This window comes from Burkholderia sp. AU31652, assembly GCF_002223155.1.
Classification (GTDB): domain Bacteria; phylum Pseudomonadota; class Gammaproteobacteria; order Burkholderiales; family Burkholderiaceae; genus Burkholderia.
In genome coordinates this window covers 359,740-374,822 of sequence record NZ_NKFG01000006.1, presented here as the reverse complement: position 1 = coordinate 374,822, position 15,083 = coordinate 359,740, and the positions used below count along the sequence as shown (strand labels likewise).

The following is a 15,083-nucleotide window of genomic DNA, read 5'->3' as shown; positions in this document are numbered from 1 at the left end:
GTCAGTTGACGAGATGGTTGTCGACGAGCTCGATCCAGTGACGCACGGGCGTGCGGCCCGCGCCGTTCAGGTGAGTCTGGCAGCCCACGTTGGCCGTGACAATCAGGTCCGGCCGCGCGGCTTCGAGCGCGTCGAGCCGGTTGTCGCGCAGTTTCGTCGCGAGTTCGGGCTGTGTCAGCGAATACGTGCCGGCCGAGCCGCAGCACAGATGGCCGTCGGCGACATTCGTCAGATCGAAGCCGAGCCGCGTCAGGATGCGCTCGACCGCGCCGCCGAGGCGCTGCGCGTGCTGCAGCGTGCACGGGCAATGTACCGCGATGCGGCGTGGCGTCGACCCGGCCAGCGCGTCGAGCGGCTCGGCCGCGATCACCTCGGCCAGATCGCGCGCGAGCGCGCTGACGCGCTGCGCCTTCTCCGCATAGACGGGGTCGGAGCGCAGCAGGTCGCCGTATTCCTTGACGAATGCGCCGCAGCCGCTCGCCGTCAGCACGATCGCTTCCGCGCCGGCTTCGATCGCGGGCCACCAGGCGTCGATGTTGCGGCGTGCGCGGGCGAGGCCGGCCTCCTGCGCGTTCAGGTGATATTCGGTCGCGCCGCAGCAGCCGGCTTCGCGCGCGGGGCTCACGCTGATGCCGAGCCGGTCGAGCACGCGCGCGGCCGCCGCATTGGTGTTCGGCGACAGCGACGGCTGCACGCAGCCCTCGAGCATCAGCACGCGCCGCGCATGGCGCACGGGCGGGCGCGGCGCGGCCGCGGGGACGGCGGCCGGGATCTTGTCCTGCAGCGTGCCGGGCAGCAGCGGGCGCAGCGCGCGGCCGGCCTTCAGCAACGCGGCGAAGGTTGCCGGGCGCGGCACGACATGCCGCAGCCCCGCGCGCAGCAGGCGCTCGCGCGCGGGCCGCTGCGCGCGCTTCTCGGCTTCCGCGCGGCCGATGTCGAGCAGCGTGTGATAGCGCACGCCGGACGGGCAGGTCGTCTCGCAGTTGCGGCATGTCAGGCAGCGGTCGAGATGCTGCTGCGTGCGCTCGCCGCACGGCTCGCCTTCGAGCAGCTGCTTGATCAGGTAGATGCGCCCGCGCGGCCCGTCGAGCTCGTTGCCGAGCACCTGGTAGGTCGGGCAGGTCGCGTTGCAGAAGCCGCAGTGCACGCACGCGCGCAGGATCGCTTCCGCTTCGTCGGCCCGGGCGAGGGCCTTGCTTGCTTCGCTGAGATTGGTTTGCATCGGCGGGTCGGGATCGGGTTCGCGTCAGAAGTCGGCGTACAGGCGGCCGGGATTGAAAATCGCATGCGGGTCGAGCTGTGCCTTGAGCTGCCGGTGCACGCGCAGCAGCGCGGGCGGCAGCGGCTGGAACGGCTCGCGCGTCGTGCCCGGTGTGAAGCAGGTCGCGTGGCCGCCCCATTGCGCGGCGAACCGCTGCACGTCGGCCGGTGCGGTATCGCTCTTCAGCCAGCGCTGTGCGCCGCCCCAGTCGACGAGCTGCGCGCCGGGCAGTGCATCGAGCGGTGCGGAGGCCGGCGCCGACACGCGCCACAGCGGGCGCGGATCGTCGAAGAACGGCAGCGCCAGGTCGCGCAGCCGAGCCCAGAACGCATCGTCGCGATCATCCATGCGTTCGCCGCCGATCGTGTCGCGCGCGGCTTTCACCGAGCCCTCGCCGCCTTCGATCCGCACGCGCAGCACGCCGTCCGCGTGGCATGCGCCGGCGAGCGGCAGCCCCGCGCGACGCCAGGCGGCGACGCGCTGCACGGCTTCGTCCACGCCAAGCTGTAACGCGAGATCGCCCGTCGCGCGCGGCTTCGGCAGCACCTTCAACGACACCTCGGTCACGACGCCGAGACAGCCGAAGCTGCCCGCGAGCAGCCGCGATACGTCGTAGCCCGCGACGTTCTTCATCACCTCGCCGCCGAAGCGCAGGTGCTTCGCGTGGCCGGTGATCACGCGGCAGCCGAGCACGAAGTCGCGCACCGCGCCGGCCCACGGGCGGCGCGGGCCCGACAGCGCCGCCGCGAACATGCCGCCGACCGTTGCCGAGCCGCCGAACGTCGGCGGCTCGCACGGCAGCATCTGGCCGGCCGCGTCGAGCATTGCTTCGAGCTCGGCGAGCGGCGTACCCGCGCGCGCGGTGACGACGAGTTCGGTCGGGTCGTACGAGACGACGCCGCGATGCGTGCGCACGTCGAGCCTGCGGCCTTCGACGGGGCGGCCGAGGAACACCTTCGTGCCGGCGCCGCGGATGTGCAGCGGCTGGCGATCGTGGATCGCCGCGTCGACCTGCGCGACGAGCGCCGCGCTGTCGTCGATCGATTCGATTTCGCGTCGCATCAGAAGCGCTCCAGTTCGGGAAACGGCAGCTTGCCGTGATGGACGTGCATCGCGCCGAATTCGGCGCAGCGGTGCAGCGTCGGGATGTTCTTGCCGGGATTGAGCAGGCCTTGCGGATCGAACGCGGCTTTCACTGCGTGGAAGAACGTGATCTCGTCGGCGTTGAACTGCACGCACATCTGGTTGATCTTCTCGCGGCCGACGCCGTGTTCGCCCGTGATGCTGCCGCCCGCCGCGACGCACAGCTCGAGGATCTTGCCGCCGAGCGCTTCCGCGCGGTCGAGCTCGCCGGGCCGGTTTGCGTCGAACAGGATCAGCGGGTGCATGTTGCCGTCGCCCGCGTGGAACACGTTCGCGACCGGCAGCCCGTATTCGGCGGACAGCGCGGCGATGCCTTCGAGCACACGCGGCAGTTCGCGGCGCGGGATCGTGCCGTCCATGCAGTAGTAGTCCGGCGACATGCGGCCGACCGCCGGGAATGCGTTCTTGCGGCCGGCCCAGAAGCGCTGGCGCTCGGCTTCGTCGCGTGCGACGCGGATCTCGGTCGCGCCCGCGTCGCGCAGCAGCGTGGCGACGCGTTCGGCGTCTTCGTCGACGTCGGTCGGCGAGCCGTCGAGCTCGCACAGCAGGATGGCCTGTGCGTCGACCGGGTAGCCCGCGTGGATGAAATCCTCGGCCGCGCGGATCGCGAGGTTGTCCATCATCTCGAGGCCGCCGGGGATCACCCCCGCGCCGATGATTCGCGCGACTGCCGCGCCGGCTTCGGCGACGTCGTCGAAGCTCGCCATCAGCACCTTCACGCTTGGCGGCTTCGGCAGCAGCTTCACGGTGACTTCCGTGACGATCCCGAGCATCCCTTCCGAGCCGGTGAACAACGCGAGCAGGTCGAAGCCGGGCGCGTCGAGCGCGTCGGCGCCGAGCGTGAGCGTATCGCCGTCGATCGTCAGGATCTCGACCTTCAGGATGTTGTGCACCGTGAGGCCGTATTTCAGGCAGTGCACGCCGCCCGCGTTCTCGGCGACGTTGCCGCCGATCGAGCAGGCGATCTGCGAGGACGGATCGGGTGCGTAGTAGAGACCGTGTGGTGCGGCCGCCTGCGAGATCGCGAGGTTACGCACGCCGGGTTGCACGCGCGCGATGCCGGCATCGGGGTCGATGTCGAGAATCCTGTTGAACTTCGCCATCACGAGCAGCAGGCCTTTCTCGAGCGGCATCGCGCCGCCCGACAGCCCGGTGCCCGCGCCGCGCGCGACCACCGGCACGCCGAGCGCGGCCGCGACGCGCAGCACCGCGCGCACCTGCTCGACCGTGTCGGGCAGCACGACCGCGAGCGGCACCGTGCGGTATGCGGCGAGGCCGTCGCATTCGAACGGCTTGAGCGCCTCGCGTTCGTGCAGCACGTCGAGGTCGGGCGCCGCCGCGTGCAGCGCGGCGACGAGTGTGTCGCGGCCGACGGTCGCGAGTGGGCCGTCGATCCGTTCGTCGTAGATGAAACTCATCGGGGGTGTCTCCGTCTCCTTCATGCGGCGGCCGCGCGATGGGCGGTGCGCCGGATGGACGGGATTCTTGGCGGGCGGCGCGCGTGTGTCCAGACGTGGCGAAGGTGGTCATACCAGTTTTTATGAGGCGGCCGGAAATCTGCTGTATCGGTCGCCATAAAACTGAATGGCTAAAAGGGTTTGTGGGAAAATCGCCGATATCCTTCCGGAGTGGTCATACCAGTATGGAAACGCAGGATCGAGTGGGCCCGGCGCGGAACGTGGCCGACGTCGTTGCAGAGCGCCTCGAGCAGCTGATCGTCGACGGCGTGCTGAAGGCCGGGCAGGCATTGCCGTCCGAACGGCGGCTGACCGAGAAGCTCGGCGTGTCGCGCACGGCCGTGCGCGAAGGGATGAAGCTGCTGCGTGCGCGGGGGATCATCGACACCACGCACGGCAAGGGCTCGTTCGTGGCGAGCCTGACCCCGCAACGCGAGATCACGCCGATGATGCATCTGCTCGGCTCGCAGCCGCGCACGCTGTACGACCTGTTCGAGGTGCGCGGGATGCTCGAGACGGAGGCCGCGCGGCTCGCGGCGCTGCGCGGGACGCCGGCCGATTTCATCCTGATCAAGCGTCGCTATGAAGAGATGACCGCGGCCGATGCGCAGGATCTCGACCCGGCCGCGCGCGCGAAGCTCGATCACGCGTTTCATCTGGCGATCTGTGAGGCTTCGCATAACCCGGTGCTGGTGAATACGCTGCAGTCGTTGACGGATTTGTTGCTGAGTTCGGTGTTTGCGTCGGTGAACAATCTCTATCACCGCGAGCCGTTGAAAAAGCAGATCGATCGGCAGCATGCGCGGCTCTATAACGCGGTGACGGGGCGGCTGCCCGATCAGGCGCGCAAGGCGGCGAGCGAGCATATCCGGCAATGCGTCGAGTATCTGCGCGAGATCGAGCAGGAGGAGCAGCGGCTGGTACGGTCGACGTTGAGGCTCGAAGGGTGGACGTGAGGTCGGCTATGCGTGGCGGTGTGTCTTGATGCGCATCACGCACAGTGGGTCGGCTGCAGACGCGTGTCACAGGGCTATGTCAGACTTGTGAGCCATTCTTCGTGTGGTCTCGCTGTTGTCTATCGTGATGCGTGGACGCTGTCGTGAGCGCAGTGCCTGACGGAATCACGCCGGGCGAACCGGTGCGCCACGCTTCCTGAACGGAGGACATCGCATGTCGAACCGGACCCACGACGACGGGCACGACGCCCGTCCCGCCAAAGCAGCCGAAGAATTCGCTGATGCGCAGCGCGACGCGTTGCTCACGTTGCTGAATGAGCTGCTGGAAGCCGAGCGCGCAGGTGCGCGGGTTGCGTCGGAGACCGTGGTGGAAATCGACGATCCCGAACTTCATCGGCTCGTGGCGAGTATTCGGCAGGATGAGGCGCACTGGTGTGCGGTGCTGGTCGACGCGATTCGGTCGCTCGATGCGACGCCGACGCATGCTACCGGGGCGTTCTATGAGAAGGCGATGGGGATCGATGACTTGGCCGAGCGGCTGGCGTTTTTGAATCGTGGGCAGCGCTGGGTCGTGCGGAAGTTGCAGGCATTACTGCCGACGCTTGCGCAGCCGGATATGCACCATGCGCTCACGCAGATGCTCGTGGCGCATGAGAAGAATATTGGGTCGGTTGACGCATTGCTGCGGCTCAAGGGGTGCGGATCGACGGGTTGAATCCGCAACCCTGAACAGCAACTCGAATGTTCTTGAAGCGGTCGCTGGATCCAACCAGAGGATCTGGCTTGGACTCGCGACCGGAATGTCATTCGAAATCGATCCTCAAGGCACTCTCGTCGACGTATTGCAGCTTCAAATCAACCAGGACCGCACTAGACAGTGCGATCGCCAACGCGATCTTCAATTCTGGCGTGACACCGTTGAGATGAAAGGAAAACTCCCATCCCGGCACCGCATCGATCCAGGACACAAATAGATCATCGCCGTCGGGCTGCCAAAACTGAACGTTCTTTATTCCACCTGTCGCTCCTTCATCGACGATCTTGGCGCGGGATACTGCCATCTGCCGACCCTCATCGGTCCAATGAGTTATCTGACCGCTATCAGGATTGGCAAGCAGAAATCCGAGAGGTTGGACCAACGTCTCGACAAAACGAAAAGCTTCCGGAAATGGATTTTTCAGCAATACGACCAAGATAGGTTTTGCCATTGCGCCTGCGAACCCGAGTGTTGGATGTCTGCCGCTATCGTGACAAGACCTCGGTCGATTGTCGACGATTTCGATGATGGCGTCGAACGACCGTTTGGGGCCGTCCTGCGACCGCGTGCAATGGTCAGGAAGCGGTCACAGCTGAAGCCAGTCCGCGCGGCCGATGCCATAGACTTCCTCGCATTCGTCGTATATCTCGTCGAGTGAAAGAAATAAATGATCCGACGTCGGAAATGGCGCGTCCAGGGATTCGTACCGCATCAGTAGAAAGACGTCGTCGTCGAGTTGTTCGATCGCGACTTTCACGGTCGTGCCGTCGCTTTCGCCTCGATCATCAAGGGATTTTCGTGTCGGCGCCCAAATCAGCATAGGTGGCTCGTGTCCGTTGTACGTTGTGTCGTCAGGTGTGTCGAACAGGGTTGTTGGCCCGCGCCCCGGGATTGTCGACGATCGAAGCCACCGTGTCGAACACTTCGAACCTGCCGAAGGCGGCCATCGTGTATCGTGCTTCGCCGCTCTACGACAGCTCAAAAAAAAAGCCCGCCGAAGCGGGCAACCTCACGATGCGGAGGGGGAGATACGAATAAGCGTGGCCGCGCGTTCAGCCTTTGGTCGCACCAAACGTCAGCCCCGCCACAAAATGCTTCTGCATCGCGAAGAACATCGCGACAGACGGCAGCGCCGCCAGAATCGACCCGGCTGATACAAGATTCCACGACGTCGTCCACTGCCCCTTCAACGCGGCAACGCCAGCGGTAATCGGCGCGGCCTCATCCCCTTGCGTGAGACACAGCGCCCAGAAGTAGTCATTCCACACGAACGTAAAAACGAGAATCGCCAGCGCGGCCAACGCGGGCCGGATCAACGGCAGCACGATCCGGTAAAACACCGTCCATTCCCCCGCGCCTTCGATCCTTGCCGCTTCGATCAACTCGAACGGCAACTGCTTGATGAAGTTGCGCAGAAACAGCGTACAGAACCCGGTCTGGAACGCGACATGAAAAAGAATCAGCGCCTCGACCGTATTAAACACACCGAGCCTGAGCGACAGATCCCGCACCGGAATCATCAACACCTGCACCGGCACGAAGTTACCGGCGACGAACGTCCCAAACAGCGCCGTACTCCCGCGAAACTTGTAAGTCGCCAGCGCAAAGCCCGCCATCGCTGCGAGCGCAATCGACCCGACAACGGAAGGCACCGTAATCTGCACGCTGTTCCAGAAGTAATGCAGCATCGGCGACGTCGTCAGCGCGTCGCGATAGTTCTCGATCATCGAGAAGTGCCGTGGCCAGCCCCAGTAGTGGCCTTCGACCAGTTCCTCGGTCGAGCGCACCGACGTGACGAACACGGCGATCATCGGCAGCAGCCAGATCAGCAGCGCAACCGGCAGCGACAACTTGTACAGCCTGCGCGAGACAGGCTTCCATTGGGCAACGGGAGTCGGAAACATGATGGCCACCGGTCAGGTTATTGCTCGTTGCGCAGCAGGCGGCGCAACTGGAACACGATGTAGACGAGCATGATCGCGAACAGCACGACCGCAATCGACGCGGAATAGCCGAGCCGGTAGTACTTGATCGCCTGGTCGTACATGTAATACGCGAGCACGGTCGAGCTCTCGAACGGGCCGCCGCTCGTCATCACCGAGATCAGGTCGAAGCTGCGCAGCGCGCCGATCACCGTGACGACGATCGCCATGAAGGTGGTCGGCCGCAGTTGCGGCAGCACGACGTGCCACAGCAGCGCGAAGCCGCGCGCGCCTTCCATCCGGGCGGCTTCGATCTGTTCCGGGTTGAGCGACGTGAGGCCGGTGAGGTACAGGATCATGCAGTACGCGGTCTGCGGCCACAGCGCGGCGAACACGATGCCGAACGTCGCGTAGCGCGCGTCGCCGAGCACCGGGATGCCGTGCCCGGCGATCAGCGCGAGCAGCCCGAACGTCGGATCGTAGAACCACGAGAAGATCAGCCCGACGACCACGCCGGACAGCACGAACGGCGCGAAGAACAGCGACTTCACGAGCCGGATGCCGGCCACCGCCTGGTTCAGGTACAACGCGAGCGCGAGGCCGAGCGGCGGCGCGAGCATGAAGAGCGCGAGCCAGATCACGTTGTTGCGCAGCGCGGTGTAGAACGTCGGCGCATGCAGCAGCTCCGCGTAGTTCGCGAGCCCGACGAAGGTGCGCTCGGTCATCCCGTCCCAGTTGTACAGGCTCAGCCACAGCGTCGACAGGATCGGCCAGATCACATAGACGGCCACCATCGCGCAGGCCGGCGCGAGAAAGAGCCATGCAGCGCGCTGTTGGCGCCGCACGGCAGGTGACGGGCGACGTGCGGGCATCGCGGTGGCGGCGGATGCGCCGCGCGGCGGCGGCGCGGCGCCCGCGCCGGCGGGCGGGGGGGACGTGATCGGACTGGACACGGCAAGCCTCCTGAACGGGCACGGCGGCACGAGGCCGCCGGTTGGGTCACACGGTCACTTCTTGTAGATGCGCTTGCGGGTCTGTTCGAGTTGCGCGAGCACCGTATCGAGCTGCGCGGGATTCGCGACGAACTGCTGCATGCCCTTCATCCCCTCGTCGGCCATTTCCTTCGTCATGTCGCGGTCGTAGAACTGCGCGACGCCGCCCTTCGTATCGGCAAGGATCCGGAAGCCGATACGCGAGATCGGATCGGCCGGCTCCGGCGACTTGCTGTTGGCCGACAGCGAGCCGAGCCCTTCCGCGAGCTTCGCGCCCATCTCGGGCGTTTCGACGAACGCGAGGAACGTGTGCGCGTCGGCCTTGTTCTTCGCCTTCGTCGGGATGTGCAGCGATTCGACCGGGCCGTCCTCGGCGGTCGGCACCTTCGGGTCGATGATCGGGAAGCGGTAGTAGCCCATTTCCTGCTTCACGTTCGGTGGAAAGCCCGCCGCGATGAAGGTGCCCATCAGCATCATCGCGGCCTTGCCCTGGAACAGGAACGGCTGCGCGCCGTCGAGATCGTAGGACAGCGCGTTGTCGATGAAGTAGCCCGCGTCGATCAGCGATTTCCACGTCGTGTAGACCTTCTTCACGCGCGGGTCGGTGTACGGCACGTCGCCGGCCATCAGCTGCTGGTGGAACACGTTGCCGTTCACGCGCAGGTCGAGATAGTCGAACCAGCCGGCGAGCGTCCATGCGTCGCGGCCGCCGACCGCGATCGGCGTGATGCCGGCCGCTTTCAGCTTCTTGCACGCGTCGAGAAACTGGTCCCACGTCTTCGGCTCGTCGGCGATGCCGACCTTGTGGAACAGGTCCTTGCGGTAGAACAGCCCCCACGAGTAGTAGACGGTCGGCGCCGCGTACTGCTTGCCGTTGTACGAGGATGCGTCGCGCGTCGACGCGTACATCGTGCCCCAGCCGTTCTTCGTCCAGTCGCCGCTCAGGTCCTCGAACAGCCCGCGCTTCGCGTAGTACGCCATCCGTTCGCCGGCGTGCCAGTTCACGACGTCCGGTGCGACGGTCGTGAGCCAGGCGGGGAGCTGCACCTTGTACGCTTCCTCGTCGACGAAGGTCGCCTTCACGTCGATGTCGGGATGCGCCTTGCGGAACGCGTCGAGCGTCGACTGCCAGACCGCGCGCTGGCTGGCGCCCTTGAACGCGATGTTGATCGTCAGCGTGCCGGCATCGGCGGGCGCCGTCATGCCGAGCGATGCCAATGCGACAGCGGCGGCCGTGGCGAGCCGGGCGGCGGTGCGAAGGGGGCGATGGGTCATGCGTGTCTCCAGTCCTGGGTGTCGTTGTGCGTGACCGGCGCGTCGTGGCGCCGGTCGCGGTTGCTACGAACGGCTTCGATACACGGCCACGTCTTGCGGCCCGACTTGCGCGGCGCCGAGCACGAACGCGGACGGCGGCACCGCGTCGATCGTGTGCGGCGCGTCGCCATAGTTGAAAACGTAGGTCAGGCCGCCGCGCCGGCTCACGCGTATGCCGTCGCCGAGCGGCGCGGGCGCGAGGCCGGCTTCGGCCGTGACATCGGCGAACAGCCGGGTGGTGGTCGCGTCGTCGAACAGCGCGGCCCAGTAGTGCAGCGTGCCGTGCGATACCCACGCCGGGTGGCCGTCGGCGAAGCGTGCACGCACGACGCTATGCGTATCGTCGTGCAGCTCGACGAAGTCGCGCCAGTGGCGTGCGTTGCCTGCGAGCGGCGTGCCGTCGCGCAGCGTGCCGTCGATCCGCTCGGTCATGTTCGGCCGCAGCGATTCGACGCGCCACACGCGCACCGGCAGGATCGACGCCAGCGGGCCGGGCGGCAGCGTCGGCGGGATCTGCAGGTCGACGGTCTTCGAACCGGTGCGCGGGCCGAGCACGACATGCGCGCCGGAGGCGGCGAGCCGCGCGGCGAAATCGTTCGGCACGACCGGCAGCGGCGGCACGACGACGAGGCGGTAGCCGTCGAGCGGTGCGTGCGCGGAAACGATGTCGACGTCGAGGCCGAGCGAGCGCAGCGCCGAGTAGTACTCGAACGCGAAGCGCGGGTAATGGAAATCGGCGCCCTGCGGCTGCACTTCGAACAGCCACTTCGCTTCGTAATCGAAGACCAGCGCGACGGGGGCGCGTACGGCGCCGTCCGCATCCGCGCCGGCGTCGTGCACAGTCGCTATCTCGTGCGCGACGCGCTGCGCCTCGCGGCCGCCTTCGTCGAGCTTGTCATCGGGGGTATGCAGGCCCGCATGCATCTGCTCCTGCGCGAACGGCGCCTGCCGCCAGCGGAAGTACGACACGCAGCCGGCGCCGTGCGCGAATGCTTCCCAGCTCCACAGGCGCACCATGCCCGGCAGCGGCGCGGGGTTCCACTGCGCCCAGTTCACGGGCCCGGGCTGCTGCTCCATCACCCAGAACGGCAGCTTCGACATGCCGCGATAGAGGTCGTGATTGAACGACGCGAAGTCGGGATGCCCGGTGCGCAGCCAACGCGCCTTCACGTCGGGCGCGAACCATTGCTCCTCGAGCGCGCCGAGCGGATAGCTGTCCCAGGTCGCGATGTCGAGGTCGCGCGCGACTTCGTAGTGATCAAACTCGGTGAACAGCTGCATGAAGTTGTGCGCGACGCGGCGGCCCGGCGAATGCGCGCGGATCACGTCGACCTGCATCCGGTGATAGCGCGCGACTTCGTCCGACGCGAAGCGCCGGTAGTCGAGGCGATGCGACGGGTGGGCCTCGGTCACGGTGCCGACCGGTGCGTCGACCTCGTCGAAATGGCGATACTCCATGCTCCAGAACACGGTGCCCCACGCGCGGTTCAGCGCGTCGATCGTGCCGTAGCGCGCTTTCAGCCACGCACGGAAACGCACGAGCGCGGCCGGCGAGTAGCTGACGACGGTCTGGTGGCAGCCCAGCTCGTTGTCGGTCTGCCAGTAGCGCACGGCCGGGTGGCGGCCGTAGCGGTCGGCGACGGCCGTGCAGATCTGGCGCGACGCTTCGAGATAGGTCGGCGACGAGAAGTCGTAGTGGCGGCGCGAGCCGAACGCGCGCGGCCGGCCGTCCGCGCCGATCGCGAGGATGTCGGGGTGGCGATCGACCAGCCATTTCGGCGGCGTCGCGGTCGGCGTGCACATCACGATCTCGAGGCCGGCCGCGCCGAGCACGTCGACCGCGCGATCGAGCCAGCCCCAGTCGTATTCGCCCGGCGAAGGCTCGATGCGGCTCCACGCGAATTCGGCGATCCGCACTTGCTCGATGCCGAGCGCTTTCATCCGGCGGGCATCGTCGGCCCACATCGTTTCCGGCCAGTGTTCCGGGTAGTAACAGACTCCGAGGCGCATGCCCGATCCTTATGCGTAATGGTGAACGTGGACGTCGGCGCACGCGGGCACCGCGCGGCCGTCTTCGGTGAAGAGATGGCAGGCCGCGGCCGGCGCATGCACACGCACGCGTTCGCCGTTGCGCACCTGCGCGTCGCCGGGCACCTTCGCGATGATCGAGTGGCCGCCGGGCTGGTCGAGATGCACGTAGGTCTGTTCGCCGAGGCGTTCGACGAGCGCGACGTCGCGCGCGAGCGCCGTCGTGTCGTGTGCGGCGCCGAGCGTCAGGTGTTCGGGGCGAATGCCGAGCGTCACGGTGGCGCCCGCACCGAGCGCCGAGCCGTCACGTGGCAGTACGAAGGTTTCGCCGGACGGCGTGAGCGTGACGGTCGTGCGATGCGCGTCGCAGGCGGTCACGACGGCCGGCAGGAAGTTCATGCGCGGCGAACCGATGAAGCCCGCGACGAAGCGGCTCGCCGGGTGGTGGTAGAGGTCGAGCGGCGCACCGACCTGCGCGATGCTGCCGTGCTGCGCGGTATCGGCGCCGGCGTGCAGCAGCACGATCTTGTCGGCGAGCGTCATCGCTTCGGTCTGGTCGTGCGTCACGTAGACGACGCTCGCGCGTTCGAACTGCCGGTGCAGCTTCGCGATCTCAATGCGGGTCTGGCCGCGCAGCGCGGCGTCGAGATTCGACAGCGGTTCGTCGAACAGGAACACGCCGGGTTCGCGCACGATCGCGCGACCGATCGCGACGCGCTGCCGTTGTCCGCCCGACAGCGCCTTCGGCTTGCGATCGAGCAGCGTGTCGAGCTGCAGGATGCGCGCGGCATCGCGCACCTTCCGGTCGATCTCGGCCTTCGGCACGCGCGCGAGCTTCAGCCCGAACGCCATGTTCTCGTAGACCGTCATGTGCGGAAACAGCGCGTAGCTCTGGAACACCATCGCGACGCCGCGTTCGGCGGCCGGCACGTCGTCGACGCGGCGGCCGTCGATCGACAGCTCGCCCGCGCTCAGATCCTCGAGCCCGGCGATCATCCGCAGCAACGTCGACTTGCCGCATCCGGACGGCCCGAGGAACACGCAGAACTCGTGCGCGCCGATCTCCAGATCGACGTCGCGAATGACCGGCGCGTGATCGCCATAGGCTTTCTGCACGCGCCGCATCGAGATGCTCGCCATTGTCTCCGCTCCATGTTCTAATGCGCTTTCATCAATGATTAAGCGCTTAATCATCGCGATCAAAAAAAGAGGCGATGCGATCGCGGCCGAGTCGCGCCCGTCGGTCGGGCGGCAGGGTGTGCGGCGATAGTGCGCCGCTTCGGTAAGCGAAGCAAATACTGGATAGACGTCTCATATAGTGAGCAAGAAATGGCAACCCTGGATGAAGTGGCGCGCCGCGCCGGCGTGACGGCCGCGACCGTGTCGAACGTGCTGCGCGACCGCGGCCGGGTGGGCGAGGCGACGCGGGCGCGGGTGCTGGAGGCCGTGGCGGCGCTCGGGTATCGCCCGCATCTCGCCGCGCGGGCGCTGGCGGAAGGGCGCGCGCCGACGGTCGCGCTGATGGTGTCGAGCATCGCGAACCCGTTCTATCCGGAGTTCGCGCTGGCGGTCGAGCGCGCGGTGCGGCGCAACGGGCAGTTCCTGATCGTCTGCAACACGAACGAAGATCCGTTGCAGGGGCGTGCGTATCTCGACCAGATCGCCGGCACGGTCTCCGAAGGCATTCTCGTGACCAATGCGAACCTGCATCTGCCGGATCTGCGCGACGTGGCGGCACGCGGCGTGCCGGTCGTGCTGTGCCTGTGGGAGCGGCCGGAGGCGCCGCCCGATGGATTGCCGTGCGTCGCGATCGATTTCCGCGAGGCGGGGCGGATCGCGACGCGGCACTTGCTCGAACTGGGCCACGAGCGCATCGGCGTGATCGTCGGCGGGTCGGCGAGCGGCGTGCAGGCGGCGCGCTACGACGGCTTCGTCGACGTGATGCGCGAAGCGGGGCTCGATGCGTCGATCGTCGCGGCCGAGCCCGATTCGATCGAAGGCGGCGTGCGCGCGGCGGGGTGGTTGCTCGATGCGCACCCACGGTTGACCGCGCTGGTCGCGACCAACGACCTGCCGGCGATCGGCGCGATGCATGCGGCGGCCGATCGCGGCCGGCGTGTGCCCGATGACCTGTCGATCGTCGGGATCACCGACATTCACCTGGCGAGCGACACGCGGCCCACGCTGACGACCGTCGCGATCCCGACCGCCGAGGCCGCCGGACTCGCGGTCGAACTGCTCAATGCGCTGCGCGAGGCGGGTGGTGACAGCGATGCGGTATCGCGCGTGCGGACCGCGTCGCTACCGAGGCTGGTGGTGCGGGGTACGACCGGGCGTGTGGCGGGCGGGGGCGCGACACCTTCGGTTTGATGCGTGGCGGCGGCGAGTAGGTTGAGGTCACTGTCGTGATCGTTGCGACCCGGTGTCGGGTGGCGCCCGCCTTGGCAAACGGCACACGGCGAGCGGCAAACGCACCGCCGTCCTCACCCGCCTTCGACGAGCTGCATCACGATGCTTCTAGCCGACTCCAGATGCGCGACCGTCATCGAGCGCGCCGCACGCGCATTGCGTTCGCGGCAGGCCTGCAGGATCTCCTCGTGCTCGACCTGGAACGACGGCGTATCCGCGAGCAGCGTGGCCTGCAGGCGCTCGTACCGTTCAACCTGGCTGCGCAGCTCCGCGATCGTCTTCAACTGCCGCGCGTTGCCGCAGCATGAATACAGCAGGGAGTGGAATTCGCGGTTCAGTTCGCCCTGCCGGCGCGGCACGGCCGCATCGCCAAGCAAACGATGGACGAGTTCGGCGCGCGCAAGCGTCTCGTCGTCGAGCCGCTTCACGCTCCGGTAGATCGCGTCGCCTTCGAGCAGCGTGCGCAGGTCGTAGATTTCCTGCACGTCCGACGCACTCAGCATGCGCACGACCGCGCCGCGATTCCTGAAGATGTCCAGCAAGCCTTCGCGCTCCAGGCGCTGGATCGCCTCGCGCATCGGAATCCGGCTGATGCCGAACCGGTCGGCCAGGTCGCGCTCGACGAGCCGCTCGCCGGCTTCCAGCTCGCCGTTGATGATCATGTCCCGCAACGAGGCGGCGACCGCGTCCGCCGTGGAATCGAGTTTGGCTTCCATGCCTGCATGTTCCGTCAATTTGGAATAATGGTATACCAAACGGGAATCCAGTGCCAAAATGGCGAGCGCAGGCGGGCTTCGCAAAGCGACATCCGGCCCGGCCGAAGCAACCCACATCAATGGAGAGC

At 67.0% G+C, this 15,083-nt stretch carries 13 protein-coding genes and 1 pseudogene; 3 read left to right on the top strand and 11 right to left on the bottom strand.

What is annotated here, in order from left to right; translation table 11 throughout:
* Window position 1: 1 nt before the first annotated feature.
* From glcF to glcD, 3 genes are read right to left on the bottom strand one after another with little or no spacing between them, the layout of a single operon-like run.
* The gene (gene glcF / locus CFB40_RS31845) at window positions 2–1,222 is read right to left on the bottom strand and encodes a glycolate oxidase subunit GlcF (protein ID WP_089433538.1); all 1,221 of its coding nucleotides are present in this window, start codon (window positions 1,220–1,222) and stop codon (window positions 2–4) included.
* Window positions 1,223–1,246: 24 nt separating this feature from the next.
* On the bottom strand, window positions 1,247–2,323 hold the full coding sequence (gene glcE / locus CFB40_RS31840; RefSeq protein WP_089433537.1) for a glycolate oxidase subunit GlcE: 1,077 nt from the start codon (window positions 2,321–2,323) through the stop codon (window positions 1,247–1,249).
* Entirely contained in the window at window positions 2,323–3,822 is a 1,500-nt protein-coding gene (glcD, locus tag CFB40_RS31835; RefSeq protein ID WP_089428742.1) for a glycolate oxidase subunit GlcD, read from the bottom strand. Before glcD ends, glcE begins: the two co-directional genes overlap by 1 nt.
* A gap of 224 nt (window positions 3,823–4,046) precedes the next feature.
* Here glcD and glcC point away from each other — a divergent pair, with 224 nt between their 5' ends.
* Both glcC and CFB40_RS31825 read left to right on the top strand, forming a co-directional pair.
* On the top strand, window positions 4,047–4,817 hold the full coding sequence (glcC, locus tag CFB40_RS31830; protein ID WP_089433536.1) for a transcriptional regulator GlcC: 771 nt from the start codon (window positions 4,047–4,049) through the stop codon (window positions 4,815–4,817).
* 274 nt (window positions 4,818–5,091) lie between these two features.
* Window positions 5,092–5,532: pseudogene (locus tag CFB40_RS31825) on the top strand (DUF6306 domain-containing protein); the annotation flags it as partial.
* Between the two features lie 88 nt (window positions 5,533–5,620).
* On the opposite strand, the gene CFB40_RS31820 reads toward CFB40_RS31825, so the two are convergent.
* The 7 genes from CFB40_RS31820 to CFB40_RS31795 all read right to left on the bottom strand — a co-directional run bounded on the left by CFB40_RS31820 (window position 5,621) and on the right by CFB40_RS31795 (window position 12,970).
* On the bottom strand, window positions 5,621–6,025 hold the full coding sequence (locus CFB40_RS31820) for a hypothetical protein (protein WP_089433534.1): 405 nt from the start codon (window positions 6,023–6,025) through the stop codon (window positions 5,621–5,623).
* A 135-nt stretch (window positions 6,026–6,160) separates the two neighbouring features.
* On the bottom strand, window positions 6,161–6,394 hold the full coding sequence (locus tag CFB40_RS38330; RefSeq protein ID WP_143329911.1) for a hypothetical protein: 234 nt from the start codon (window positions 6,392–6,394) through the stop codon (window positions 6,161–6,163).
* 232 nt (window positions 6,395–6,626) lie between these two features.
* The gene (locus CFB40_RS31815) at window positions 6,627–7,478 is read right to left on the bottom strand and encodes a carbohydrate ABC transporter permease (protein ID WP_046548796.1); all 852 of its coding nucleotides are present in this window, start codon (window positions 7,476–7,478) and stop codon (window positions 6,627–6,629) included.
* Window positions 7,479–7,495: 17 nt separating this feature from the next.
* Window positions 7,496–8,449, bottom strand: a complete 954-nt coding sequence (locus CFB40_RS31810; RefSeq protein WP_089433533.1) for a carbohydrate ABC transporter permease — start codon at window positions 8,447–8,449, stop codon at window positions 7,496–7,498.
* A gap of 54 nt (window positions 8,450–8,503) precedes the next feature.
* Window positions 8,504–9,763 carry an ABC transporter substrate-binding protein gene (locus tag CFB40_RS31805; RefSeq protein WP_089433532.1) on the bottom strand — a complete coding sequence of 420 codons (1,260 nt, stop codon included), beginning with the start codon at window positions 9,761–9,763 and terminating at the stop codon, window positions 8,504–8,506.
* Between the two features lie 63 nt (window positions 9,764–9,826).
* On the bottom strand, window positions 9,827–11,812 hold the full coding sequence (locus CFB40_RS31800; RefSeq protein WP_089433531.1) for a beta-galactosidase: 1,986 nt from the start codon (window positions 11,810–11,812) through the stop codon (window positions 9,827–9,829).
* 9 nt (window positions 11,813–11,821) lie between these two features.
* The gene (locus CFB40_RS31795; RefSeq protein ID WP_089433530.1) at window positions 11,822–12,970 is read right to left on the bottom strand and encodes an ABC transporter ATP-binding protein; all 1,149 of its coding nucleotides are present in this window, start codon (window positions 12,968–12,970) and stop codon (window positions 11,822–11,824) included.
* Between the two features lie 189 nt (window positions 12,971–13,159).
* On the opposite strand from CFB40_RS31795, the gene CFB40_RS31790 reads away from it, so the two are divergent.
* Complete coding sequence (locus CFB40_RS31790; RefSeq protein WP_089428750.1) at window positions 13,160–14,200, top strand: LacI family DNA-binding transcriptional regulator; 1,041 nt, start codon at window positions 13,160–13,162, stop codon at window positions 14,198–14,200.
* Window positions 14,201–14,313: 113 nt separating this feature from the next.
* On the opposite strand, the gene CFB40_RS31785 is transcribed toward CFB40_RS31790, so the two are convergent.
* Window positions 14,314–14,955: a GntR family transcriptional regulator gene (locus CFB40_RS31785; RefSeq protein ID WP_089428751.1), complete on the bottom strand. Its 642-nt coding sequence runs from the start codon at window positions 14,953–14,955 to the stop codon at window positions 14,314–14,316.
* Between the last annotated feature and the right edge of the window lie 128 nt (window positions 14,956–15,083).